Below are 22254 nucleotides of genomic sequence, written 5' to 3'. Positions count from 1 at the left end.
TCCATCACCTCACAGTTGGCTCCAGCTTTTCCGTTAAAACCTCAACATACATTCCACGACCTCTTACATCCTCTACACTTAAAATCTGATACCTGCCATCTTCGCAAACTATGATCATTTCCGTTGTGACATTAAGTCCAGAGATTTTCCTAAACCTAAACAGTGAAGATGCAGAAGAAAATGACGCCATATTGGTCCATCGCTCACTGCCATGCCGGTCTTCTTTATAGGCACGTACACTAGCAAGTATGTTATCTCCCTTTGTCGCGAAACCTTCCTCATCCTTGATTGGAATTGTGCTGATGATATCAATAAAGGTATTCATCTTACCGAAGCTCATATCAAACACCCCACTCTCGGTCAAGACGAAGTAGTAAGTTCACAGTATTCCAAACTTGCTGACCTGCCTGTACGCTATCAGCGAAGAAACCTGCTGTCGAGCCATCCCTACTTTCATAGAAATGACTCGACAACATGATCACTGCTTGTTCTGTTGTAGGAGGCATGGCATGGGTTTCATAATGATCTTCAGGAACATGCTGATAACTCTGTGCATATGAAACTGCAGCGTTGATGAATCCGATAAGGAGAACATCGTCCTGGTCATGCGTTAAGATTAAGTTCGCCTTGACTTTCGGCAAGAGATTATCTGCTACTGCCATACTGTGAGCCTCCTTTTATATTCCACCTTAATCAGCCTCCATAAGTCCCGCCGCTTTTAATTTGGAAAGCAGGGCATTAAAGTCTGCGACCAGACCGGCGATATCTGTAGCAGTACTGTCCGCCTGGTTTTCAGCAACCGGGAGCCCTGTTACTGAAGCTCCCGATAAGATTTCCATCGTTCCACCTATTACCAACTTCTCGCCGCCCTGTTCCATGTAGTTCTTCGTGTTATAACTCATATCGCACCTCCATTAAGCTTTTTGCTGGAGCACTTTAACAGCCTCTGGCAGAATAAGCTTTCCGTCCACACGTTGGGTAGCAATGAAACCTACCTGTCCAGTAGCGGCAAAGAGTTCATTTAAACGCTTGAATACTCTTCCCTGACGGTCAGCCACCCAGTAATAGCTAAAGTCACCGAACACCATGGTCTTTGCCCCTGCTGCAATGGTGGGTACATATGACGAGGTGTACAGCGGGCGGTTGAGTATAGTATCAGGTGTGCCTGCCTGGATGGATGGCTGCCAGAGATACTGCCCATTGCCGTCTTTCAACTTACGGATAGCCTTAATAGTGGCATCGTTCATTACAAATGCCGCCTTATTACGATAAGGTGCTTTCAGACTGTAAAACAAATCTAAAACCTCATCCAGTGTTATGGCAGTGGCGCTTGCTGTAGTAATGCCGACTTGACCACCGCCAGTAGCATTTAGGATTCCTGTAGGCTTACCTGTACCATCACCCACAAAGAATGCTTCCTCCTCCTTGTTGCCGATACGACGTGAGAATTCCCTTGTAATATAGCTTTCAAGATTAAACACAGAATCGTTTAGCAGTTCCTCGGAGACTTTAATCATCGTTGCTAGTTTATAGGCACCAATAGATACTTGCCCGAAGCTATCGTCACTCTCAGGAATGACTCCTTCTTCATCTACCCAGCTTGCAGTTCCTTTGCTTGCAACAACGGGGATTTTACGATCACCGGAAGAGGTTGTGATAACATTAGCAAGTCTACGAAAGATGTTCTCTTCCTCTAATGCTTCCACCAGGGTACGCTCAAATTCATCCGGTACAAGATATCCGCCCTCAGAGTCGGTACCGATTTGCAGAGCATTTCTGACTTCATAGCCACCCTTGTCACGCATAGCATTCCAGAAGGCTTTTCTATATTCAGCACTTGCACGACCGGTCTTTTCCTCTCCCTTTCTTGTAGGTTCATTAGTAATTGGGTTACTGGTTGCTTTCGACAGTTCCAGGTCAATAGATGCTTGACGTTCCAGACGCTCAATTTCCTTACCAAGAGCCACAACATCGGCTTCCATCTTTTCATAGGTTGTAGTGTCCTCAGCGGATAACAGTCCATCACCGCCACGTTTAGAATCAAGAAATGCCTTTGCCGCATCCCATGCCTTAGCGCGTTTCTCGCGCAACTCAAGAATTTTACTCATTGTTATTTCCTCCTTTAAATTTAGTGAGAAATTAAAGAAAGCCGCTTATCAAGCGACTCTATTGGTGTACCAGTTTTCAGTTGTTGTTTTGGCAGTTTGCTTATAAGTGAGTTGGTAACTGCCATCCTGCTAAAAATAAGACTATCTGACAAATCAGGCGGCTCGCTCTCCATGAACATGATCTTATCTGCAAAACCAAGTTCAATGGCTTTATTCGCATTCATCCATGTCTCTGCATCCATCAGATGTGAGAGCTTAGTTCGAGAAAGACCCGACTTCAACTCATAGGCATTAATGATACTTTCCTTGACCTCATCTAGCAGAGCCTTTGCTCGCAGCATTTCCTCACTGTCGCCTATAGCAATCGTTGACGGGTTATGAATCATCAGCATGGAAACCGGGGACATATATACATCTCCACCTGCCATTGCAATAACGGATGCTGCACTTGCCGCAAGTCCATCGATTTTTACAGTGACTTTTCCGGTATACTCCATTAGCATGTTGTAAATCTGAGCTGCTGCAAACACATCACCACCAGGAGAATTAATCCACACTGTGATATTGCCGGTGCCTGCCACCAGTTCATCTTTGAACATCTTAGGTGTAACCTCATCTCCCCACCATGTTTCGTCTGATATTACTCCGTTAAGATAAAGGGTGCGCTCTTCATTAGAATCTCGCACCCAGTTCCAGAATTTCTTCATTTACTGACCTCCTTCGGTTTTGGCAAACGCACCTGCGTCAGCCAGTTTTGTCATATTTCCGTTAACCAAATATAAATCACCGCCATCCTCAGCTGGAATACGGTTCATGTCCTCCAGTTCACGGATATCGTTGGCTGACATCCAGCCATTCTGCCGACCTGTAGCGTAGCCATTCATACGGCTTTGGTAATCGCCACGTAGCAGACCGTCTAAATTGAACTTGATAAACAGTGCTGTTTTCTCGGAAGGTAAAATAAGTGATTGCTGAAGACTTTGTTCCCAGCGCACCACCCAAGGGTCGAGGGTGTATTTTACAAACTCCAAAGACTGCTGCTCAATATTTGAGAAACTGGATTTCTCAAGATCACCCACCATATGTGGCGGCACTCGGAAAATCCTTGCAATCTCATTGATTTGAAACTTCCGTGTTTCCAGAAACTGCGCCTGTTCCGGCGGGATACCGATGGCTTGAAACTTCATGCCCTCTTCTAGCACGGCAATTTTGTGAGCATTGCCAGTACCTTGGTAAGCACTATTCCAACTATCCTTCACCCTCTGAATATCTTTGATTACTCCCGGGTGTTCTAGCACTCCTCCGGGATTAGCACCATTGGCAAAGAATGCCGCTCCATATTCCTCAGTAGCAAGCGACATACCGATAGCGTTTTTTGCCATAGCGATAGGACTATAGCCGATGAGTCCATCAAAACCTAATCCAGGTATGTGCAGAACTTCATCCTTACGGAGTGTGACATAGCCACCTTTGGGGTTTAGACCACTTTCATCAGTATCACGATAGTAGGTATAAACCAGCTCGCCATTTGATGCTCGACTAACTTCCATCTTGTTGGGGAGCAGAGGATAAAGGGCAACTGCCTGCCCTCGTCCGTTTCGAACCACTTGTGCATAGGCATTACCCCAAAGCAAAAGATGACTCATCAGTGTTTCTCTGAACACGAATGAAGTCATCTCTGGATTTGGTTCATCATGAAGAAGGTAATACAACGGGTGGAAAGGTACCCTTTCTTTTCCTCCATCAGAACGATATCTATATACATGAAGTGGCAGCCCTGCTATTGCTTCAGCCAGTATCCTTACACAGGCATACACTGCCGTTGCCTGCATGGCAGTACGCTCATTTACCGCTTTACCTGATGACGTTCCGCCAAATAAGAATGAAAATGCACTACCCACACGGTTTTGCGGTTTGTCTCTTGAGCGAAACATTCCTTTTAATAAATTCATAGGCGTCACCTCCGAACATAAAAAATAACAACATTTTTATTACAATCATTGAGGTTAAAGGATAAGCAAACCTCTCTCGTCATACACCGAATCTCCGCCATTACCAGAGCCACACCGGATTGCACGATCAAGTGCCATAATAGTTGCCACCGCACCATCTATTTTTTCTGTACTTTTTTCCTTATCCGGCTTCACGTTGCCCGCCGGGTCAGTTTTTATATAAATGTTATCCATCATCCACCGAAGCACTGGATGACCCCCATGCGCAATTCTCTCTTCTAACGTCAGTTTCATCAGTTCCTTGGTAGGTGGTGACATATCTTTAAAGCCTTGACCGAAGGGAACTACAGTAAAGCCTAATCCTTCAAGGTTCTGCACCATTTGAACAGCACCCCAGCGGTCAAAAGCGATCTCTCGAATGTTATACTTTTCTCCCAGTTCTTCAATAAACCGCTCAATATAGCCGTAATGTACTACGTTTCCTTCTGTGGTTAGAAGATGCCCTTGCTTCTCCCAAAGATCATATTGTACATGGTCTCGTCTGACTCGCAGGTCGATGTTGTCCTCCGGCATCCAAAAATATGGGAGGACGATGTATTTATCCGTTTCATCCTCTGGTGGGAACACCAACACAAAGGCCGTAATGTCTGTAGTGGAGGATAAATCAAGTCCACCGTAACATACACGACCTTCAAGACTTTCTGGTATAACAGGAAATGCGCAGGCATCCCACCTTGCCATCGGCATCCAACGGACAGACTGCTTTACCCACTGATTCAGACGCAATTGACGAAAGCTGTTCTCTTCAGCTGGGTTCTGTTTTGCACTTTCGCAAGCGGCTTTTACCTTGTCGATGCCCACTGTGATTCCCAAGCTTGGATTTGCCTTCTTCCACACCTTCGGGTCTGTCCAGTCATCCTCTTCCTTTGCACCGTAGATTACAGGATAAAAGGTAGGATCATACTTTCTACCCTCAATGATATCAAGCGCTTTTTGGTGTGTTTCGTAGCAGATGCTCTGGGTATCTGTCCCTGCCGTGGTGATAAGAAAATATAATGGCTGCATCCTCGCGTCACCAGATCCCTTCGTCATGACATCAAATAGTTTCCGGTTTGGCTGAGTATGGAGTTCGTCGAAAACAACACCATGTATGTTGAAGCCGTGCTTAGAGTAGGCTTCCGCCGACAATACCTGATAGAAGCTGTTGGTTGGTAGGTACACTAGTCGCTTAGTTGACGCCAGTAGCTTGACACGTTTATTGAGCGCCGGGCACATTCGCACCATATCGGCTGCTACTTCAAATACAATGGATGCCTGCTGACGATCGGCAGCACAACCATATACCTCTGCTCGCTCTTCACCATCACCGCAAGTGAGGAGAAGTGCGATAGCCGCCGCAAGCTCACTTTTTCCCATCTTTTTAGGTATTTCTACGTATGCCGTGTTGAACTGTCGGTATCCATTAGGTTTTAAAGTACCAAACAAGTCACGGACTATTTGCTCCTGCCAGTCGATGAGTTCAAAAGGCTTTCCTGCCCATGAACCTTTCGTATGGGAGAGTGCTTCAATAAAAGACACGGCATAATCAGCAGCATCCTTATCGTAATATGATCCATCAGCTATAAAGGCGGTCGGCTTATATTTCTTCAGTTTTCGCATAAACACCGCCCCTTTTATGAAAATAGATAAGGAAAAGAGCCTAAACATTTGAAGAGACTCTTTTCCTTTATCCTGCTTATATTTAATTATTTCGTTTCATCTACTTCTCCGGTCAGTATGAAGTGAGTGTGTTTTGCTTTATGGTCAATTAAATAGACTACCAATTCATAGAACCCTCGTTCATTTGCTTCATACTGTACTCTGTTCACATCAAACATGTTTGTGACTCCGCTTTCTCGAATGGATAGGATTTGTTCCTTAATTACTTCATTCATAGGCTACCTCCTCCGATTCGGTGGAATCAGTTGTAGCTTTGCGCAGGATATCCACATCGAAGCCCGCACTTTTATAGCCTTCTAAAATTGTACTGTAATAATAACAGCTTGGCTGACCAATAGGTCTCCCATCGTTCATAATGTAGACCATCGCCTTTACGGTTTTGCCGCTTAATTTCACTTTTACAGTTTCCTTGCGATAAAGGAACGGCCATCCTTCGTAGCGGTCAAGAGCCGCCTCATCAGCCGGTGTGATTTCCCACACCAATACTGGTACACTTTGACCCTTTAATGGCTCAATGGTCGCAACAGCGCCCGCGTGTGCCCCTCTAAATAACAAGCGATAATCATTTATTTTACTTGTGCCTACCACCTTGGCTGTGGGGCACCTGTTGGCCATTTGCTCCAGATTAAGATTGGAGCCATAGGCAAGATATAATTTACTATTCATTATAATCCTCCTTCTAAGCTTTAGGGGTTAGGGGCAGCTCAGGCCGCCCGAAACCGCCATGCAGCTGAACCCGAAAGTGCTGCGGTCAAATGTTCTCTGCAGTTTGTAAACTCATCACCTATGAAACCAATCCGGTTTAAATAAGTTCTCATGGCAAATTTCTCGTTCTCCACCTGTGGTTTCTTTGCCGATGCACACTTTTGTGTTAAGGCTTGGTGGTTGATGGCGAGTGCTAGAACAATATAACTTCTTATTTTTCCAGCATGAAGCTCGCTGTTAAATCCTCTAAGCTCAACTGTATGGTTTCCAGTAAAAAAGCTGTGAAGATTGAGGAAATGGTAGCGGCTGTTGTGATAATGAGTACCTCTGCTCTCGCTGTAACCCTCGTACCAAATGTCCTCGATTTGTCTCATTGTCTTAGGCTTTTTGCGGTTCATCTTCTCAACTAAAATGCTGTCCATATTCTTACAATACCGCATTCGCTCTGGTGCAATCTGAAGTGCTTTATAAAAAAGGTCATTCTTGCTTGCGATGATATTTACGAAGTTTCGAATACTTCTCGGTGTATGATCCGCACCGTCTAGGTGAATGTGAATGCCGCAAGATGTATTTGCAAAGGCACCGGCCTTGCGAAGCTTTCTCACTAGCTCCTGTAATGTTTCAATGTCCTCTCGGTAGGTAAGGATGGGACTGACAAGCTCGACGCTGTACTCTCTGCCTGCGGCTACTTTTCTTCCGCCTTCTTTTCTTTGGCAGTTGATACTCCCGTCACTCATAAACTTCCAAACCCTCCCATCTGGTGCTGTTACCTTTTTAGTATCGTAGTAGGTTCCACCTTCAGCATAAGTGCCTTGCAAAAATTCTGTTGCAACCTTTGCTGCTTTTTCTCTTGTGATCCCTGTGAACTCAATTTCAATCCCAAATTTTGTGCTTAGCATATTTCTTGCTCCTTCTAAAGTGTATTTGTCCTTACGACATGTACATATATCACTCTAAAAGGCTTATATAGCAAGTGAATTATCCGATATAAACACACAATTCTATTGCCATCTTTGGCTTAGAATGTGTGTGATTTATTCATCGATTTTCTTACATAAATCTTCGCCAAAAGCCACTCCAAGAGAACTACCGGAATCCCAACTTACGTGGATGGTTCCCATGTCATCAACACCAGTAACCGTACCTTTAGCTCCAGGCTGAAGCTTGGTATAAGGGTCATTCATCTTCAAGAGCATAACCCTTGTTCCTGGAGTATAATAGCTTTTTAGCTGCTTTAGCATTTCTGGGTGAATTATATTCATTATTCACTCACCTCCTCATGCTTGGCTGTTCCACTTTTGAAAGCAGAACTGCCCGACAGTTTTGAGAGGAGAATCTTTCGCTCCATCTTATATTCCGAGCCAATAAATCCAAGCCTTAGAAGGAAACAACGGAAAGCGTACTTTTCATTCTCCACAGGTTTTTCGGTGGAGTTGACGCGGGTCTGTTTTTTTGCCATTTCGCAAAGTGCCGTGACGAAATGGGTGTAAGTCTTAACTTCTTCTGCAGAGCATTCACCTTGAAACCAAGGGAAGGTAATTAATTCGTCGCTTACATTGATTGGAATGGAATCCGCCCCTAGCGCCTTCTTTATAAGGACTGCTTTACTTTCTACCAATCCTTTTAAGTTCTCAAGTGCCGTATCGGTAAAATCTGTCCTTGGCATTTGAATAATCAGTCCGATAGTATCCTCTAATTCTGCTTGGGGAAGTGGTGTATCGTATTCTTCCTCAATTGCCTTTAAGTCGTGCAACCCCAATAGGTCCTCAACCAGTTCATAATTATCTGGTCCATTGAGCACCCCATTTTTATCAATACAGTAGTCTGCCACCTCATATGCGAATGTAGGGGCTCCGAGGTACTTTGCCGAAGCATTCAGTGCCTGGCTTATTGCACTGACCAGTTCTTTTCTTTTTGAACCAGTAACATTATAGTTAATCTGCATTTTCCATACCGCCTTTCTATTTTCGGTACATACATATATCACTCTAAAAGCTGTTAATATCAAGTCATTTAGAGCGTCTTTCTGTATAAAATACTGTTCTATTAATCAGCGGTATCTTGTGTAGATAACACAATGCCGGTCAGCACAAAACAAACGCATGGCAGTGCAACACCGTTCCCCCACATTTTGTATTCGGCAGCATCGGAATGCGGATTCTTAAGCCACTTTAAAATCTGCTTTCTTGTTTTCGGTTTACTACTTTTGCCTATGATTTTTCGATGTGTTTCCCAAACCTCCGTCCAGAATGTAATTTCATTTTCTGTTGGATTTTCTGTGCTAAGTTCAGCACACCAATAGTCTGGGAAGCCTTGAAGCCTTGCACATTCCGTTGGCGTTAGTCTACGGACGATATAATCCGGCTCATCGCTTTTCTTGACTGGAATAAGCATATCGTTTAATGCATCCTGTCCATTAAATCCACTTGGATGGGCGCCTGCTGAAATCGTACCACTGATATCTTGATAGGGTTGTGCCACAGCTGACGGACCTTGAGCATTTAATGTTGATGCAACACTGTCTTCCGCTATCCCTAAATTTCTAGCGAAATTCTGTCCACAGTTGAAGGTTTCACGATCAATTGCATACACAACACCATGCCGATCCACTGTATTAAGGGTAAAACTGATATCATCATTTATGCCGTCACCTTGGGGATCGTTTTTATCCTCTCTTCCAATCATCGAGCCTTGTAAAGCAACTACTGCAATACCCCCTTGATTGCATCCTGGATTTCCACCATTAGCATCAATGGTACGGGAAGTATCCGCTTCATATATACCGCTGTGTGGATTACTTGACTGCATGGAGTTGCTCTTATCCGAACAGATACCAAATGCCGTAGGTACAAAAACGGTTTGATCATTATTGCAACCAAGGGTGGCTGACTTATCATCCTGTATCAATGCACCCTTACCGCCACCTTCACAACCTGAGCGGATTTTCAGTGTTTTAGGAGTTGGCTCAAATACACACTGCGTTCCTTTATAATCTGTTCCTGTTAATGTATTTGCTACATCTTCACCTACTGTGAGAGCATACTGTCTCTCGTTCATGACAAGCGGCACATTTCCACCGCCCGTTCCCATACGAGAGGTCAATGTCTGTACTTTATTATCTTCGGATAGTTTCACACGGCTGTCAGTTGGATGATTTTCTATTACAACGGCCGTTTGATTGTCTCCCATGTTTGCACGAAGTGATCCACTTAAGTCTTCATCTGTATGACCGCCAATGCGTGAAACGGCACCCGGTTCAAAGGACATGACTGTACCGCTTGACTGCATTACACAAGGTTGATGTCCGTGTTCTTCCGCTCGGAGTGTTGCGGAAACATCCTCCGAAACAGATATCACTTTTCCGCCTTGGTCATTTAAGCAAGTTATGCCACTGCCTGTTTTTCCAATGCCGTTTTTAGCATTTTCGGCAGTTCTTTGCCACGTGCTGCCGCTCGGCGTAAAATTCCTTGACACGCCTTCGGACTCAAATAATATTTCTCCAGCACATCCGCCTGCAAAATCTGCGACAAGGTAGATTCTACGACGGCGTTGGGGGACTCCGAAATATTGCGCATCGATAGTTCGGTACGCCACACTCCATCCATCTCCCATATAGATGTCTGCATAGGGCCATCGTCCTTTTTGAGGTAAAGGCACTGAGGTGTTCGGTTCTTTGACACCGATGACCGTTTCGAGCACTGCCTTGAAGTCTTCTCCTTTATTTGATGAGAATGCACCGGGGACATTTTCCCAGACTGCATACCTTGGATATCGTCCATCAGTTTTACACCTCATTTCCTTGATGATTCGTATTGCCTCATAAAAAAGGACGGATTGTTCTCCGTCTAGTCCAGCTCTTTTACCTGCCACACTCATATCTGTGCAGGGAGAGCCAAATGTTATTATATTTACTGGCGGAAGCTCCGCACCATTTAGTTTGTTTATATCCCCATAATGCTTCATCTGCGGGATGCGTTTTGTCGTAACCCTTATTGGAAAAGGCTCAATTTCAGAAGCCCATAACGGTTCGATGCCACAGAGCAGACCTCCCAGCGGGAAACCACCGCTACCATCAAAGATGGAGCCTAGTGTCAGTTTACTCATCTGCACTCACCTCCGACAAGTCACGGTACCTATACTCGCCACCATCTCTCAAAAGAAATACACCATCCGTGTTTCCAACTTGCTCAATATACCTTTTCACGATGACATCACAGTACTTTTCATCCAGCTCAATGGTGTAGCAGATTCTATCTGTCTGTTCACAGGCAATAAGTGTACTTCCTGAACCACCAAAGGGATCGAGAACAATACAATTGGTAAGGCTTGAATTCATAATAGGGTATGCAACTAAAGCCACTGGTTTCATGGTTGGGTGGTCGCCATTTTTCTTCGGTTTCTCAAACTCCCAGATGGTGGTCTGCTTTCGGTCTGAATACCAAAGATGCTTCCCATTCTTTTTCCAACCAAAGAGTACCGGTTCATGCTGCCACTGATAAGGAGAGCGGCCGAGAACAAGGGACTGCTTCTTCCAAATACAAGTGCCTGAAAGATAAAATCCCGCATCCGAGAATGCTCTTCTAAAATTGAGGCCTTCTGTATCGGCGTGAAACACATAAATAGAAGCATCCTTCGCCATCGCCGTTTCGGAGTTTTGAAATGCCGCAAGCAGAAATTCGTAGAACGCTTCGTTTTCCATATTATCATTTTTAATTTTTCCGGCTGTACCTTCATAGTTAACGTTATATGGAGGGTCCGTAACTACCAAATTAGCAGCTTTCCCATCCATCAAGACATCAAAGGTGTCTTTCTTCGTACTGTCTCCGCAAACTAATCGATGCTGTCCAAGTATCCAAACATCCCCTAAATGAGAAACAGCGGGCTTTTTCAGCTCGCTGTCCACATCAAAATCATCTTCTTTTATTTTGTCTTTAAGGGAATCCTTGAAAAGATCATCCAACTCTCCCGGATCAAAACCAGTCAAAGACACATCAAAGTCCGAAGCGTTTAGGTCTGTGATGAGAAGGGCCAGTTTATCTCTATCCCAGTCACCGCTTATTTTATTAAGTGCTATGTTCAGAGCCTTTTCCTTTTGCTCATCCATTTCAACAACCACGCATTCTATCTCATCCATACCCATACTCAGCAGGACTTTCAAACGCTGATGACCTCCGATGACTTTGCCTGTAGTCTTATTCCATATAACGGGTTCAACATATCCAAACTCCTCAAGAGATCGTTTTAACTTTTCATATTCTACATCACCCGGCTTCAAATCCTTCCTCGGATTATATTCGGCGGGGATGAGTTGTTTCGTTTTAATCTTCTCTATCAACATACTTTTCCACCGCCTTTCTAAACTCACTGTATTTATTTACATCCTCCCAAGGAAAGAGACAACTGTTAAAGTGTCCATAAGTCGCTGTGTCAGAGTAAATCACATTTCTAAGACGCAGTTTTTCAATGATTGCTGCAGGTCTTAAGTTGAATACCTCTTGTGCAGCAAGAGTTAGTACTTCGTCAGAAACAGTGCCAGTGCCAAGGGTATTTATTGTGAAGGATACCGGATTTGCCTTACCAATAGCATAAGAAATACTAACTTCACATTTCTTGGCATAACCACACCAAACGATATGCTTAGCGATATACCGAGCCATATATGCACCGCTTCGGTCAACTTTGGTTGGGTCTTTGCCACAAAGAGCACCACCACCGTGGGATGCAAGTCCTCCATAGGTATCAACCATAATTTTTCTGCCAGTCAATCCTGTATCTGCAGCAGGACCACCTTCAACAAATCTACCAGAGGGATTGATGAGAAGTTCTGTTTCTTCATCAAAAGGGAAGTCCTCAAAACACTGCCATAAAACATTGTTAAGGATATCTGCCTTAAGTTCTTCCTGGGATTTATTCTTCTCATGCTGTACCGATACCACGATGGTCTTTACTCGCTTTGGAATATCATCTTCATATTCTACTGTAACCTGTGCTTTACCATCCGGTAGGATATCTTTTATAAGTTTCCCTTTTCGGCAATCATCAAGCCTCTTTACTATTCTGTGGGATAGCACAAGGGGTAGTGGAAGCATTTCTCTAGTTTCTTTTGTAGCATAGCCATACACAGTCCCCTGATCACCTGCACCTACTGAACCGTACTGTTCATTGACACCATTTCGTGCTTCCAACGCAGTATTAACACCAGCCGCAATATCTACACTTTGATTATGTACATATACATAAATCAAAAATTTCAGAGGGTTGTATCCGACTTCTTTCAGCACATTTCTAACAATGTAACGAATGTCAACTTTCTCGCTGCAGGAGATCTCGCCCGCCACGATAATTCTTCTCTTGGTCGCCATAACCTCACAAGCCACACGTGATGCCTTATCTTTTCGCAGGCATGCTTGTAAAATACTATCTGCAATAATGTCGCATAATTTATCTGGATGCCCGGCACATACACTTTCTGCTGTTAAATATCTTTTACTCATTTCACATCTCCTCATCTTTATTTTCCTCTACGGGCAGATAGCAATCTCTCCATCACATCGTCCTGTGGGTTTAACCCAGAATACTCTGTAGCACAATTTTCACGAACGATCTGATATATTTCCATCCATAGTCTATTTGTCTGACTCATAAAGTTTTGACTCATAGCCACATAAGGGCTTTGAATTGCATTTCCAGTGGTTGGGTGCTTGGCAAGAAAGCCAAACTCAGTCACTGCTTCCTCACACTGTATCCATCTTGCAGCGCTCATAGCATAGCGTTCTAAAAGCTGTGGAAGCACCAGATGGGCACATCCTCGTTCCTCTAGCCATTTCCATGTAATCTCATAGATCTCACTGGCCAACAAGGTTTTCCCGTCCTTTTGCACCGCTGAGAGCATACCCCTTGGTTGCGGCATTTCCTGCCCCTTAAGGTCAGCAGTATTTTTAAAGTCAACGACTTCAAGCTTTCTTTTACCGGGATTTCCCTCTGCTATTTTGTCAGCAAGTGGCTTCTTCTTTTGACCAGAACCGATACGGGCACCTCCACGATTTGTTCCGTCTTTGGCCATTTACTCACCTCTTTTCGTTGTCGGGTCCTATTACCCTGTTTGAAACCGCGTTTTTTCGTGCGTTACCCCACGCCCGTTGCACAATCAATAAGCTGTAGAGATTTAATTCCCCCCTTACCGGGTTTGCCATCTGTCTCCATCTCTTGCTGTGACTTCAGAGTGGCATGGAGTACAAAGCGCCATCAGATTACTTTTATCGTGTGTTCCTCCTCGTGCCAATGGAAGAATGTGATGGACTTCAGTTGCTGGAGTCAGCTTTCCATTCTTCTTACACTCTTCACAAAGAGGATGAGCGGCTATATAACGGTCACGAATTCTTTTCCATGCACGACCATAACGCTTACGGGTTGCTGGGTCACGGTCATACTTCTCATACCTTGAAGCTTCTTTCTTAGCATGCTCTTCACAGAAGCGACCGTCAGTCAACTCAGGGCAACCAGGATAAGAACATGGTCGCTTGGGTTTCTTTGGCATATTGCACCTCCTTTTTGCCCATAGAAAAAGCCCTCGCAGGAGTGGTGCTCCCATGAAGGCTCTTTGCTATTATTCCATACTACCATTATATAGCTTTCACTACGGACAAACAGTGTCATCGTATGCCAAACTGTGCCAAAGTGTGCCAACTTTTTATTTTGGAATCTTTAAGTGTTGCAAAGCTAAGGAATGAAGTCTGTGAACAGTACGCATTGACACATTAAGGTTAACGCAGATTTCTTCCCAGTTAAGGAAGTTGATGTATCGGTAGCGAAGCAGCAGCTTTTCATCTACATTCTCCATCCTGTTAATAGCCTCTCGGATATCAGTCTTTAGCTTTACTAAGCGTTCAACCTCTTGTTGTATCTGTTTCTCCAAATCTACTATCTTTATCACATACTTTTCAAAAGGAGGGTCTGTACTCTTTGTTCTACTAACTTGCTCCTCAAGCACAGGGGATGAAACACTTCTTGATAAATCCCTTAAGTTCTGTAGTTCCTCAAGATCGGAGTTTATCAATTCATTTAGACGGTAAGCCTGCTTTAAGAATTCCTTTGCCGTCATCGCCTAACCACCTCCTCATGTAGCTTTTGAATTAACATTTCTGGTTCAAGGGAGGTTATGTTAGAGAAAAGCCCGGAACGGAAGAATCGCTCAACCTCATGTTTCGTATATAAAGCAGAATCGTTACGAGGATATTTCGCCAATCTTTGTAGTGCAAAGCGGTAATCCTTGACTGCTTGTAGAATAATGGCATTTGCCAATTTTTCAAATGCATCCATCATACCGCCTCCCTCGCTTTCCCAAGATTTGCTTTGACCGCATTGATTAGGTCGTTCTGTGTCTTTTCCTTTCGTTTTAAGGCGCTCATAACATCTTCGTCAATAGTGCCTTTGGTAATGATGTGATGGATTACAACCGTTTCATTTTGACCTTGCCTCCAAAGTCTCGCATTGGTTTGCTGATACAGTTCCAGACTCCATGTAAGTCCAAACCATATAAGAGTTGAACCACCACTTTGTAAGTTCAGACCATGTCCAGCTGATGCAGGATGAATAACTGCTACAGAAATACCGCCATTGTTCCAATCCATGATATCCTTGGAAGTCTTGATTTCTCGAACATTGAATTTTGCCTTGATACGCTCTAAATCGTGATTATACCAATAGGCAATAAGCACAGGTTTGCCGTTTGCACCTTCGATTAAATCTTCAAGGGCATCCAGCTTTCGATCATGAATGAAATGGGCACTTTTATCTTCATCATAGATAGCACCGTTTGCCATCTGTAGGAGTTTACCTGAAAGGACTGCTGCATTCATGGCATCAATCTCTTCACTAGCAAGTGCAAGAACCATCTCTTCACGAAAGTTGTTATACACCGATTGTTCTTTTTCACTCAAATATACAGGCACTTCATTGATCACGCATTCTGGCATTTTCAGAAAATCCACTGACTTCATGGAAATGGTGATATCCGAAATGAGCCGATATATTGCGTCCTCTGCCCCGGGTAACGGTTTATATGAAAACACAATCTGCTGATTACGTTTATCCGGAGTAAAGAAAGAATTGCGGTAGTGAGTTATGTACCTGCCGAGTCTTTTACCCATGTCGAGAATACGAAACTCTGCCCACAAATCCATTAAACCGTTACTTGATGGTGTACCCGTAAGACCCACAATACGTTTTGCCCTTGGTCTGACTTTTAGTAAGCTTTTGAACCTTTTTGCACTGTAGGACTTAAAGGATGACAGCTCATCAATGACCACCATATCGAAAGTAAAGGGAACATCGCTTTTGTTTACCAACCAGTCTACATTTTCTCTATTTATAAGATAGACACTTGCAGGTTTCCTAAGTGCTGAAAGACGCTCTTGCTCTGTACCGATTACCACTGAAAATTTCAGTCCTTTTAGATGCTCCCACTTATTTATCTCAGCTGGCCAAGTATCCCTTGCTACCCGGAGTGGGGCAATGACCAGAACCTTTCCAACTTCAAAACTATCAAGGCACAAGTCAAATATAGCAGTAAGTGTAATCACGCTTTTCCCAAGACCCATCTCTAAGAATACTGCAGCTATGGGATGCTCTAAAATGAAGTTGGTCGCGTAGGTCTGATATTTATGAGGATTGTATTTCATCGAGTATCCCTCCAATCTGATCATCATTGTCAATTACATAGCAGGCAAACCCCAACTTTTGTAATTGCTTTATTCTTCTAAGCTGTAGCGGGCGGGGTTTCTTACCGGGAGCCTTTAATTCCACAAATGCCATCTTCCCCTTTGGCAAAAGTACCAGGCGATCTGGCATTCCATCTAAACCAGGACTAACAAACTTCGCCGCAATACCTCCCATCTTTTTTACCGCCGCCACCAGTTTCTTTTCGATAACTTTTTCAAGCATAAATTCCTCCTATATAAAGGCTCGGAACAAGAAAACAACTTTGACCGATTTTTCCTATACGCGCGTGTATATACGTATGCACAGGCTTACACTCTTCTTTTTATCATCTTTTATATATAAAGGTAATTTCTTGTTCCACTTGTTCCAAACCGTCATTCTTTATTGTTTTATCTATATTTGCGAGTGAACAAGTCTGGGAACAAAGTATGGTACAACTTTAGCTCTGTTCCTCATTTCGGGAATAAGCTCGCTGCTTTCCGTAGACAGGAAACGTCACTACACCATTCTTGTTCCCGGTGTACTTGTTCCACTCACTGATTTTTCTCATAATGGCACCGATGGCATAGGAGTCTGAAGGCTTTAGCATTGATGCCTCTTTACCGAAACACTCACACCAAATCTCCATGTTGCAGACAAGGGTTCTTTTTACTGTTCCAACACGGGTGCCGCCCCCAAACTCGCTACCGCCAAGGAAATTTCTACGCTCATACAAAGACATGGCATCCCAATCATCTGGCAAAAGGGTATCCAGATAGGTACGAACCAGTCCTTCACGTTCGTCGGTTTCCATTGCATCAGCCTGTTCACTGGTTGCTAAATGTACATCATCACCTTCAAGGTAGAGTTTTTCACCCTTCTCATAAAGCACCAGTGTCTCTGCCCAGATCTGCTGAACTTCCTCTTTTGTCATCTGCCAAGCTTTCTTTTTACTGTTACCACTAATGCGGACTGGCCAGAATCTGCGGTTGCCCGTAATGTCCCGAAGAAATCCGCTTTCTGCATTTGTAGAACCCACAATCACACATTGACGGGGATGGCTTTCTACATTGACTCCATAACTTGCACGGTACTTATCATCAGTCCTAGAGATAAAAGACTTAACAACCTCCACATCGGTCTTACGCATTCCGGCAAGCTCACCCAGTTCCAACATCCAATATCCCTGCAATTTTTCAGGACCTGCTTTATCCTTCATGTCTGTAATGGTCAAACTGTCTGAAAACCAATCTCCAGCAAGTTTGGCGAAAAAGGTAGACTTGCCGATGCCCTGGGGTCCGTTTAAGATAAGGACACTGTCAAATTTTGTACCTGGTCTATAAATACGGGCTACCGCTGCAACCATTGTTTTACGAATAATTGCTTTTGTATAGGAATTATCCGTTGCACCGAAATATTCAATAAGTAGGTTTTCCACCCGATTGATACCATCCCATTTTGGCAGGGAGTTCAGATACTCCTTAATAGGATGGTAGGCTCTCTCCGTAGCTACAGCTACCACTGCATCCTTGGTCTTAGTAGGAGAATAAACTCCATACATACTGCTTAAGTACACTTTAAGTAATGCGTTATCTGAATCATTCCAGCCAGCCTTAATCTGTTCCCAAGGCAAACCACCTTTGGCATCAATGCCATCACGGTGGCAGTTGAAAGCTATATGTTGTAAATTCCCATCATGCCGAATAATTAGGACAATGTTGTCCAGTGTGTCTTTTATTCGACCTTGCTTATCCAGTTCCAATCCCGTCTGCCAATCTTCATCGCTAAACTCCTCTTCAGCTTGAGCCTGTCTTTCTTTGGCAAACTCAGCTTTCACTGCATCGTCTTTTATAGCAAACTCGCACATTGCTACAAAAGACGGCATCCTACCGGGAGCCGTAGTAGTGGAGACCTTATCATCTAAAGAACCGAATTTATGAATACGAACGAGGTCAAAAGCATTTAAGAGTAGACCGCTTGCCGGATCGGTGGCATGATGGCTGTATGCGAATTTATCATCATAGATAATTACACCTGCACTACTGTCAGCCGGGATATAATCATAGCGTCCTTCCATTGCAGATGGGGCATAAACTGCACCTAAGAATTTCTCTATCGCTTCACAAACGGAATAGGCGCGACAGAATGTTCCTACTACACCTTCCTTTAAAAGCGGATCTGCTTGCTCTTTAAGACTGCGATTAATGACTTCAGACTGCCTGCTTGATACTGGCCAAGTTGACGTATCATGCCAGTTTTCATATTTTGAAAGATAAATATCAGGGTCAAGTAATGCTCCATCCTGCTCTTCATAGACAAATTCACCGTTTGATGATGTGGATGGCCAATACATAAGGCGGTGCGCTTCATATGTCGTGTCATCGAAAAGGTCAATACCGATTTCTTTTGCCACCATACGTCCAACGGCTGCATATTCTTCTTCGCTGATTTCACGAGCAAGTGGAATAATAAGCCTAAGTCTTGGATTTTCTGGTGTGTGTTTATGGGTGGAGTAGACGCAGCATTTAAAATCGAAAAGCATTGATATTTGCTCCCAGATATCTGGCTTACCGTAGTCCATATCGAGGGTAAGCAAAGAGCGGCATAGAACATTACCCTTCTTTCGCCTTCCTTCTTTTAGATGCCCTCCTACAAAGCCACCTACATCCTTGATACCATCTTGTTGCCCTTTTTTAAGTTTCCGATATTCCTCTACCGTTTCCGTGGTACGTTGTGTCGTTTTTACACGGGAGCAAAAACCCTCCCATGAAACATCACTGTTTTTCCACTTTTTATCCATCCGGCTGTTGCCCACTGCAATTTTCATAGACTTTCGACCTCCTTATACTCCGGATTAAAATATCTGACCGTCTGTCTGCGTTTTTTAGCTACTTCAATCTCCCTTGCCATACCGCTTGAGATGATGTTCCCAAGCACCCATACCTCAGAGCACTTTCCCATGAGCACGATATCCATGAAAATTGCAAGTTCCCGTTCATTTAGGTTTTCATCATCCATAAACTGCGGAAACATAAGGTGCGGTGCAATTGGTATGCAATTTTGCTCCAAGGCAAATCTACAAAAGCTACGAGCCTTTTTAACGTTCCCTTCTATATCACCGGAATAGGGAGAACAAATATATACAAGCGGCTTAAAGGCAGATTTTTTATCTGCCTTTTCCTTTCTCATTATGTTGGTCAGTGCTTCATGAGGAGTTGGGTCATGGTAACCCTCAGGATTGAATTTGTTGATTCCCATTACGCACCCTCCATTTCTATCTGTGGTAAGATACCGTCTGCCTTCATAAGTTCATAAATGAAGAGTCTGCCTTTTTGTGTCCAGTAAGTATGAACCTTTGTATGTTGTTCTCCGTTACTGCCAAGGTAGCTATGTGTTTTGGTACTGGTGTAGCCTTTCTCCGCATACTTCTGATATAAAAGCCAGATGTCACCCTGCTTGAACTGGATACCTTTATCATGAAGATAACGGTTCATCCATATAGCAGACTTGCCATAGTCCTTAGCAATTGCCGATGTTGAAATAAGGTCTTTACAATTTAGAACCACATCATAATAGGACACCTTCGGTTTCATTTCTGTAATCTGTTGATTCTGAACAGCAATCGTACCTTCAAGCAGTTTATTTTGATGTCTTATTTGAGTTAGCTGTTGATTGGCTAACTGTAGTGCCCTTGCCATGATTGCCTCTGGTGAATTCCACTTCCTCTCAATATCAAGGAAGTATTGGCGGCACTGCTTTCCTTTTGGAGTACGCTGTATCATGCATAGCTCTTTTGCCATGTCGATGGTAAGCTGATGATCTACGCTTGGTCTGCCTCCAGTACTTTCGCTCAAAAATGAGCTAAAGTCTGACCCTTCCTCAAATCCATACTCACACATTCTTGGAAACCAGTCCTTATACGCTGTCTTGACTTCCAAGGCTTCATGTAAATCACGACCGAGTACGGTTGGTCGATGATTTTCATAGTTGATTCTTACTAATTCGTCCATACGAATTACCTCCTGTAATTTAGTCAGAGGAAAGTTCCTCTACCTAATAGCCACAGGAGGTAATGAATGTTGAGGATTTTGAAAAATTAATTTAATCTTTTTGATAAAACTGACACTCATAGCCATCGGCACTAAGTAACAGACCTTTTGCCCAGCTTGGTGTTCGTCCCATCTGTTCACAAACGGTAGGAAGTGACATTCTCATATCTGCTTCGATAATAATTTCATCATGTACATGAGCCACAATAGAACAATTCTTTAATGTCTGCATGGCGTAGCACAAAATGTCACGGCTGATTGCCTGAACAATATTCTCTACAAATTTGGGTCCGTAGCTTTCGATTCTTTCCCATTTTTTCGTTCCGCCGACACCTTCATAAGTAACCGACTCACCGCCAAAAACATTCTCTCCCATACGAGGTTTTACATAGGCAAGCCGTCTACCGGAAGGAAGAACAATAAAGAGCATTCCACTTTGATATATAAATTGAATGCCGTGTGTCTCTGTGGGAGTTTTCTGCTTAACACAGGTTTTTACCGCACGGTCAACATCCCACCAAAGTTTTGTGATATTGGGGTTGGACTGTCTCCAAGCATTTACAAGAGGCTGAAGTTCTTCTTCTTCAATTCCCATCTCTAAAGCACCCATCGATTTTAATGCTCCAACAGACCCACCATAGCCGAGTGCAAGTTCGGCTATTTTGCCTTTTTGACGAAGATGCCCGTTCACACCGTGTTTTTCAACAGGTACATTAAACATCTGAGAGGCACTGGCACAGTAGATGTCACCACCCTTTTGGAATACCTCTGTTCTCCATTTCTCACCTGCAAGCCAGGCAATGACACGAGCCTCAATCGCTGAGAAGTCTGCAACGATAAACTTCATTCCATCACGGGGTATAAAAGCAGTACGGATAAGTTCCGATAAGACCTCAGGTACGGAATCATAGAGCAGAGTGAGGGCATCAAAGTTTCCACTACGAACTAAAGCACGGGCCTGTTCCAAATCAGGCATATGGTTTTGAGGGAGGTTCTGCAATTGAATCAGCCGCCCAGAAAACCTGCCTGTTCTATTAGCTCCGTAAAATTGAAACATCCCTCTAGCACGACCGTCATGGCATACCGCATTTTCCATTGCTGTGTATTTCTTCACAGATGATTTAGCAAGCTGCTGACGAAGCTCCAAAACAGTGCCTAGTGGTTCAGGTGCTGTCTTTAACATCTTTGAAACTGCTTTTTTACCAAGGGTATCTGTTTCTAACCCATTCTCTGAAAGCCAACCTTTCATTTGTTGCACCGAGTTTGGATTCTCTAGATTAGTCATGTCCTGCATAAGAGCAGTTAGCTTTTCACGGGTATGTTCATCTATTGCGACAGCCTGTTTGACAAAGGTCATATCAATGGCAATGCCACGATCATTGATTTCCTGGTCAAGATGATATTCCGCCCATATATTCTCTGGCATCTGAAACTTGGATAATCTCTGCTTTATAGACATCTCGGCTTCCACGTCACGAAGGTTATAGGCTTTAAAACGCTCCCATTTATCCTGATCATGTTCCGGCAGATTTCCTACTCGACCCCCATTTGATTTTGTGGGAGAGCAAGGTGTACAAAAGTATTTGATTAAGTCTTTACCCTCAGTTAGCTTTTGTTTTTCCAATCCTAAAACAGCACCGACACCTTCTAGAGAAAGAGGAAGTCCCATATATGCCGACCATATCATGGAGCACTTCCATGATACGGGGTCAAGATATTCTGAAAGATTAAGCCATTTCGATATACAAACACGCTCGAACATTGCATTAAAAGCCCACTTGGTTACGGAATTATCCATGAGGGCATTAATAATCTCCTCCGGGATTTCCTCTCCACAGGCAAGATCAACAATCTGCACTTCACCATTGTCAGCGGAATAGCCAAACAGCAGAATTTCAAAATCATCACTCTCGACATAACGGTAAACTCCGCATTTTTGAAGATTGACACTCGAAAACGTCTCTATGTCAATAGAAATAGAATTCATATATTACCGTCCTTTTGAATACAAACAAAGTGGCA

The 22254-nt window shown here is 43.6% G+C and carries 25 protein-coding genes; all 25 read right to left on the bottom strand.

From position 1 onward, the window contains the following. Positions 1–4: 4 nt before the first annotated feature. A complete protein-coding gene (locus C1I91_RS14130; RefSeq protein WP_052221201.1) occupies positions 5–340 on the bottom strand; it encodes a head-tail adaptor protein in 336 nt (111 codons plus the stop codon). Position 341: 1 nt separating this feature from the next. After that, positions 342–662 carry a head-tail connector protein gene (locus C1I91_RS14125; protein WP_052221202.1) on the bottom strand — a complete coding sequence of 107 codons (321 nt, stop codon included), beginning with the start codon at positions 660–662 and terminating at the stop codon, positions 342–344. 27 nt (positions 663–689) lie between these two features. Then, a complete protein-coding gene (locus tag C1I91_RS14120) occupies positions 690–902 on the bottom strand; it encodes a head fiber protein (protein ID WP_052221203.1) in 213 nt (70 codons plus the stop codon). Between the two features lie 12 nt (positions 903–914). Next, complete coding sequence (locus C1I91_RS14115) at positions 915–2108, bottom strand: phage major capsid protein (RefSeq protein ID WP_052221204.1); 1194 nt, start codon at positions 2106–2108, stop codon at positions 915–917. Between the two features lie 20 nt (positions 2109–2128). Then, positions 2129–2815, bottom strand: coding sequence for a head maturation protease, ClpP-related (locus tag C1I91_RS14110; protein WP_052221205.1), 687 nt, complete (start codon positions 2813–2815; stop codon positions 2129–2131). After that, positions 2816–4060, bottom strand: a complete 1245-nt coding sequence (locus C1I91_RS14105; protein WP_052221206.1) for a phage portal protein — start codon at positions 4058–4060, stop codon at positions 2816–2818. Between the two features lie 54 nt (positions 4061–4114). Continuing rightward, the gene (locus tag C1I91_RS14100) at positions 4115–5719 is read right to left on the bottom strand and encodes a terminase large subunit (RefSeq protein WP_052221207.1); all 1605 of its coding nucleotides are present in this window, start codon (positions 5717–5719) and stop codon (positions 4115–4117) included. A gap of 86 nt (positions 5720–5805) precedes the next feature. Further along, positions 5806–5994 (bottom strand): DUF5049 domain-containing protein, encoded by a 189-nt coding sequence (locus C1I91_RS14095; RefSeq protein WP_052221208.1) that lies wholly within the window; start codon positions 5992–5994, stop codon positions 5806–5808. Continuing rightward, positions 5987–6445 (bottom strand): gamma-glutamylcyclotransferase family protein, encoded by a 459-nt coding sequence (locus C1I91_RS14090; protein WP_052221209.1) that lies wholly within the window; start codon positions 6443–6445, stop codon positions 5987–5989. The genes C1I91_RS14095 and C1I91_RS14090 overlap by 8 nt, the downstream gene beginning before the upstream one ends. 38 nt (positions 6446–6483) lie before the next feature. Further along, positions 6484–7383 (bottom strand): amidoligase family protein, encoded by a 900-nt coding sequence (locus C1I91_RS14085; protein ID WP_052221210.1) that lies wholly within the window; start codon positions 7381–7383, stop codon positions 6484–6486. Positions 7384–7518: 135 nt separating this feature from the next. Beyond that, positions 7519–7746 carry a DUF4314 domain-containing protein gene (locus C1I91_RS14080; RefSeq protein ID WP_052221211.1) on the bottom strand — a complete coding sequence of 76 codons (228 nt, stop codon included), beginning with the start codon at positions 7744–7746 and terminating at the stop codon, positions 7519–7521. Next, positions 7746–8429 carry a hypothetical protein gene (locus C1I91_RS14075; protein ID WP_052221212.1) on the bottom strand — a complete coding sequence of 228 codons (684 nt, stop codon included), beginning with the start codon at positions 8427–8429 and terminating at the stop codon, positions 7746–7748. Before C1I91_RS14075 ends, C1I91_RS14080 begins: the two co-directional genes overlap by 1 nt. Before the next feature lie 101 nt (positions 8430–8530). Continuing rightward, positions 8531–10588, bottom strand: coding sequence for a DNA cytosine methyltransferase (locus C1I91_RS14070; RefSeq protein WP_052221213.1), 2058 nt, complete (start codon positions 10586–10588; stop codon positions 8531–8533). Continuing rightward, complete coding sequence (locus tag C1I91_RS14065; RefSeq protein WP_052221214.1) at positions 10581–11822, bottom strand: site-specific DNA-methyltransferase; 1242 nt, start codon at positions 11820–11822, stop codon at positions 10581–10583. The genes C1I91_RS14070 and C1I91_RS14065 overlap by 8 nt, the downstream gene beginning before the upstream one ends. Beyond that, positions 11803–12978: a methionine adenosyltransferase gene (metK, locus tag C1I91_RS14060; protein ID WP_139205611.1), complete on the bottom strand. Its 1176-nt coding sequence runs from the start codon at positions 12976–12978 to the stop codon at positions 11803–11805. Before metK ends, C1I91_RS14065 begins: the two co-directional genes overlap by 20 nt. A gap of 17 nt (positions 12979–12995) precedes the next feature. Then, a complete protein-coding gene (locus C1I91_RS14055) occupies positions 12996–13547 on the bottom strand; it encodes a P27 family phage terminase small subunit (protein WP_052221216.1) in 552 nt (183 codons plus the stop codon). 114 nt (positions 13548–13661) lie between these two features. Continuing rightward, positions 13662–14021: an HNH endonuclease gene (locus C1I91_RS14050; RefSeq protein WP_128213452.1), complete on the bottom strand. Its 360-nt coding sequence runs from the start codon at positions 14019–14021 to the stop codon at positions 13662–13664. 153 nt (positions 14022–14174) lie between these two features. After that, positions 14175–14585 carry a DUF1492 domain-containing protein gene (locus C1I91_RS14045; protein ID WP_128213451.1) on the bottom strand — a complete coding sequence of 137 codons (411 nt, stop codon included), beginning with the start codon at positions 14583–14585 and terminating at the stop codon, positions 14175–14177. After that, complete coding sequence (locus C1I91_RS14040) at positions 14582–14806, bottom strand: hypothetical protein (protein WP_476695903.1); 225 nt, start codon at positions 14804–14806, stop codon at positions 14582–14584. The genes C1I91_RS14045 and C1I91_RS14040 overlap by 4 nt, the downstream gene beginning before the upstream one ends. Continuing rightward, a complete protein-coding gene (locus C1I91_RS14035; RefSeq protein ID WP_128213449.1) occupies positions 14803–16164 on the bottom strand; it encodes a DEAD/DEAH box helicase in 1362 nt (453 codons plus the stop codon). The genes C1I91_RS14040 and C1I91_RS14035 overlap by 4 nt, the downstream gene beginning before the upstream one ends. Continuing rightward, a complete protein-coding gene (locus C1I91_RS14030) occupies positions 16145–16426 on the bottom strand; it encodes a VRR-NUC domain-containing protein (RefSeq protein WP_128213448.1) in 282 nt (93 codons plus the stop codon). Before C1I91_RS14030 ends, C1I91_RS14035 begins: the two co-directional genes overlap by 20 nt. A gap of 217 nt (positions 16427–16643) precedes the next feature. Next, positions 16644–19010: a virulence-associated E family protein gene (locus tag C1I91_RS14025; RefSeq protein ID WP_128213447.1), complete on the bottom strand. Its 2367-nt coding sequence runs from the start codon at positions 19008–19010 to the stop codon at positions 16644–16646. Then, positions 19007–19441: a DUF7768 domain-containing protein gene (locus C1I91_RS14020; protein WP_128213446.1), complete on the bottom strand. Its 435-nt coding sequence runs from the start codon at positions 19439–19441 to the stop codon at positions 19007–19009. The genes C1I91_RS14025 and C1I91_RS14020 overlap by 4 nt, the downstream gene beginning before the upstream one ends. Beyond that, positions 19441–20193 carry a phage antirepressor KilAC domain-containing protein gene (locus C1I91_RS14015; protein ID WP_128213445.1) on the bottom strand — a complete coding sequence of 251 codons (753 nt, stop codon included), beginning with the start codon at positions 20191–20193 and terminating at the stop codon, positions 19441–19443. Before C1I91_RS14015 ends, C1I91_RS14020 begins: the two co-directional genes overlap by 1 nt. Positions 20194–20284: 91 nt before the next feature. Beyond that, positions 20285–22219 (bottom strand): DNA polymerase, encoded by a 1935-nt coding sequence (locus tag C1I91_RS14010; RefSeq protein WP_128213444.1) that lies wholly within the window; start codon positions 22217–22219, stop codon positions 20285–20287. Between the last annotated feature and the right edge of the window lie 35 nt (positions 22220–22254).

This window comes from Clostridium manihotivorum (assembly GCF_004015185.1).
Lineage (GTDB): Bacteria > Bacillota > Clostridia > Clostridiales > Clostridiaceae > Clostridium_AR > Clostridium_AR manihotivorum.
Note: the sequence above shows the minus strand (reverse complement) of the source record. Positions and strands in the feature narration are given on the sequence as shown.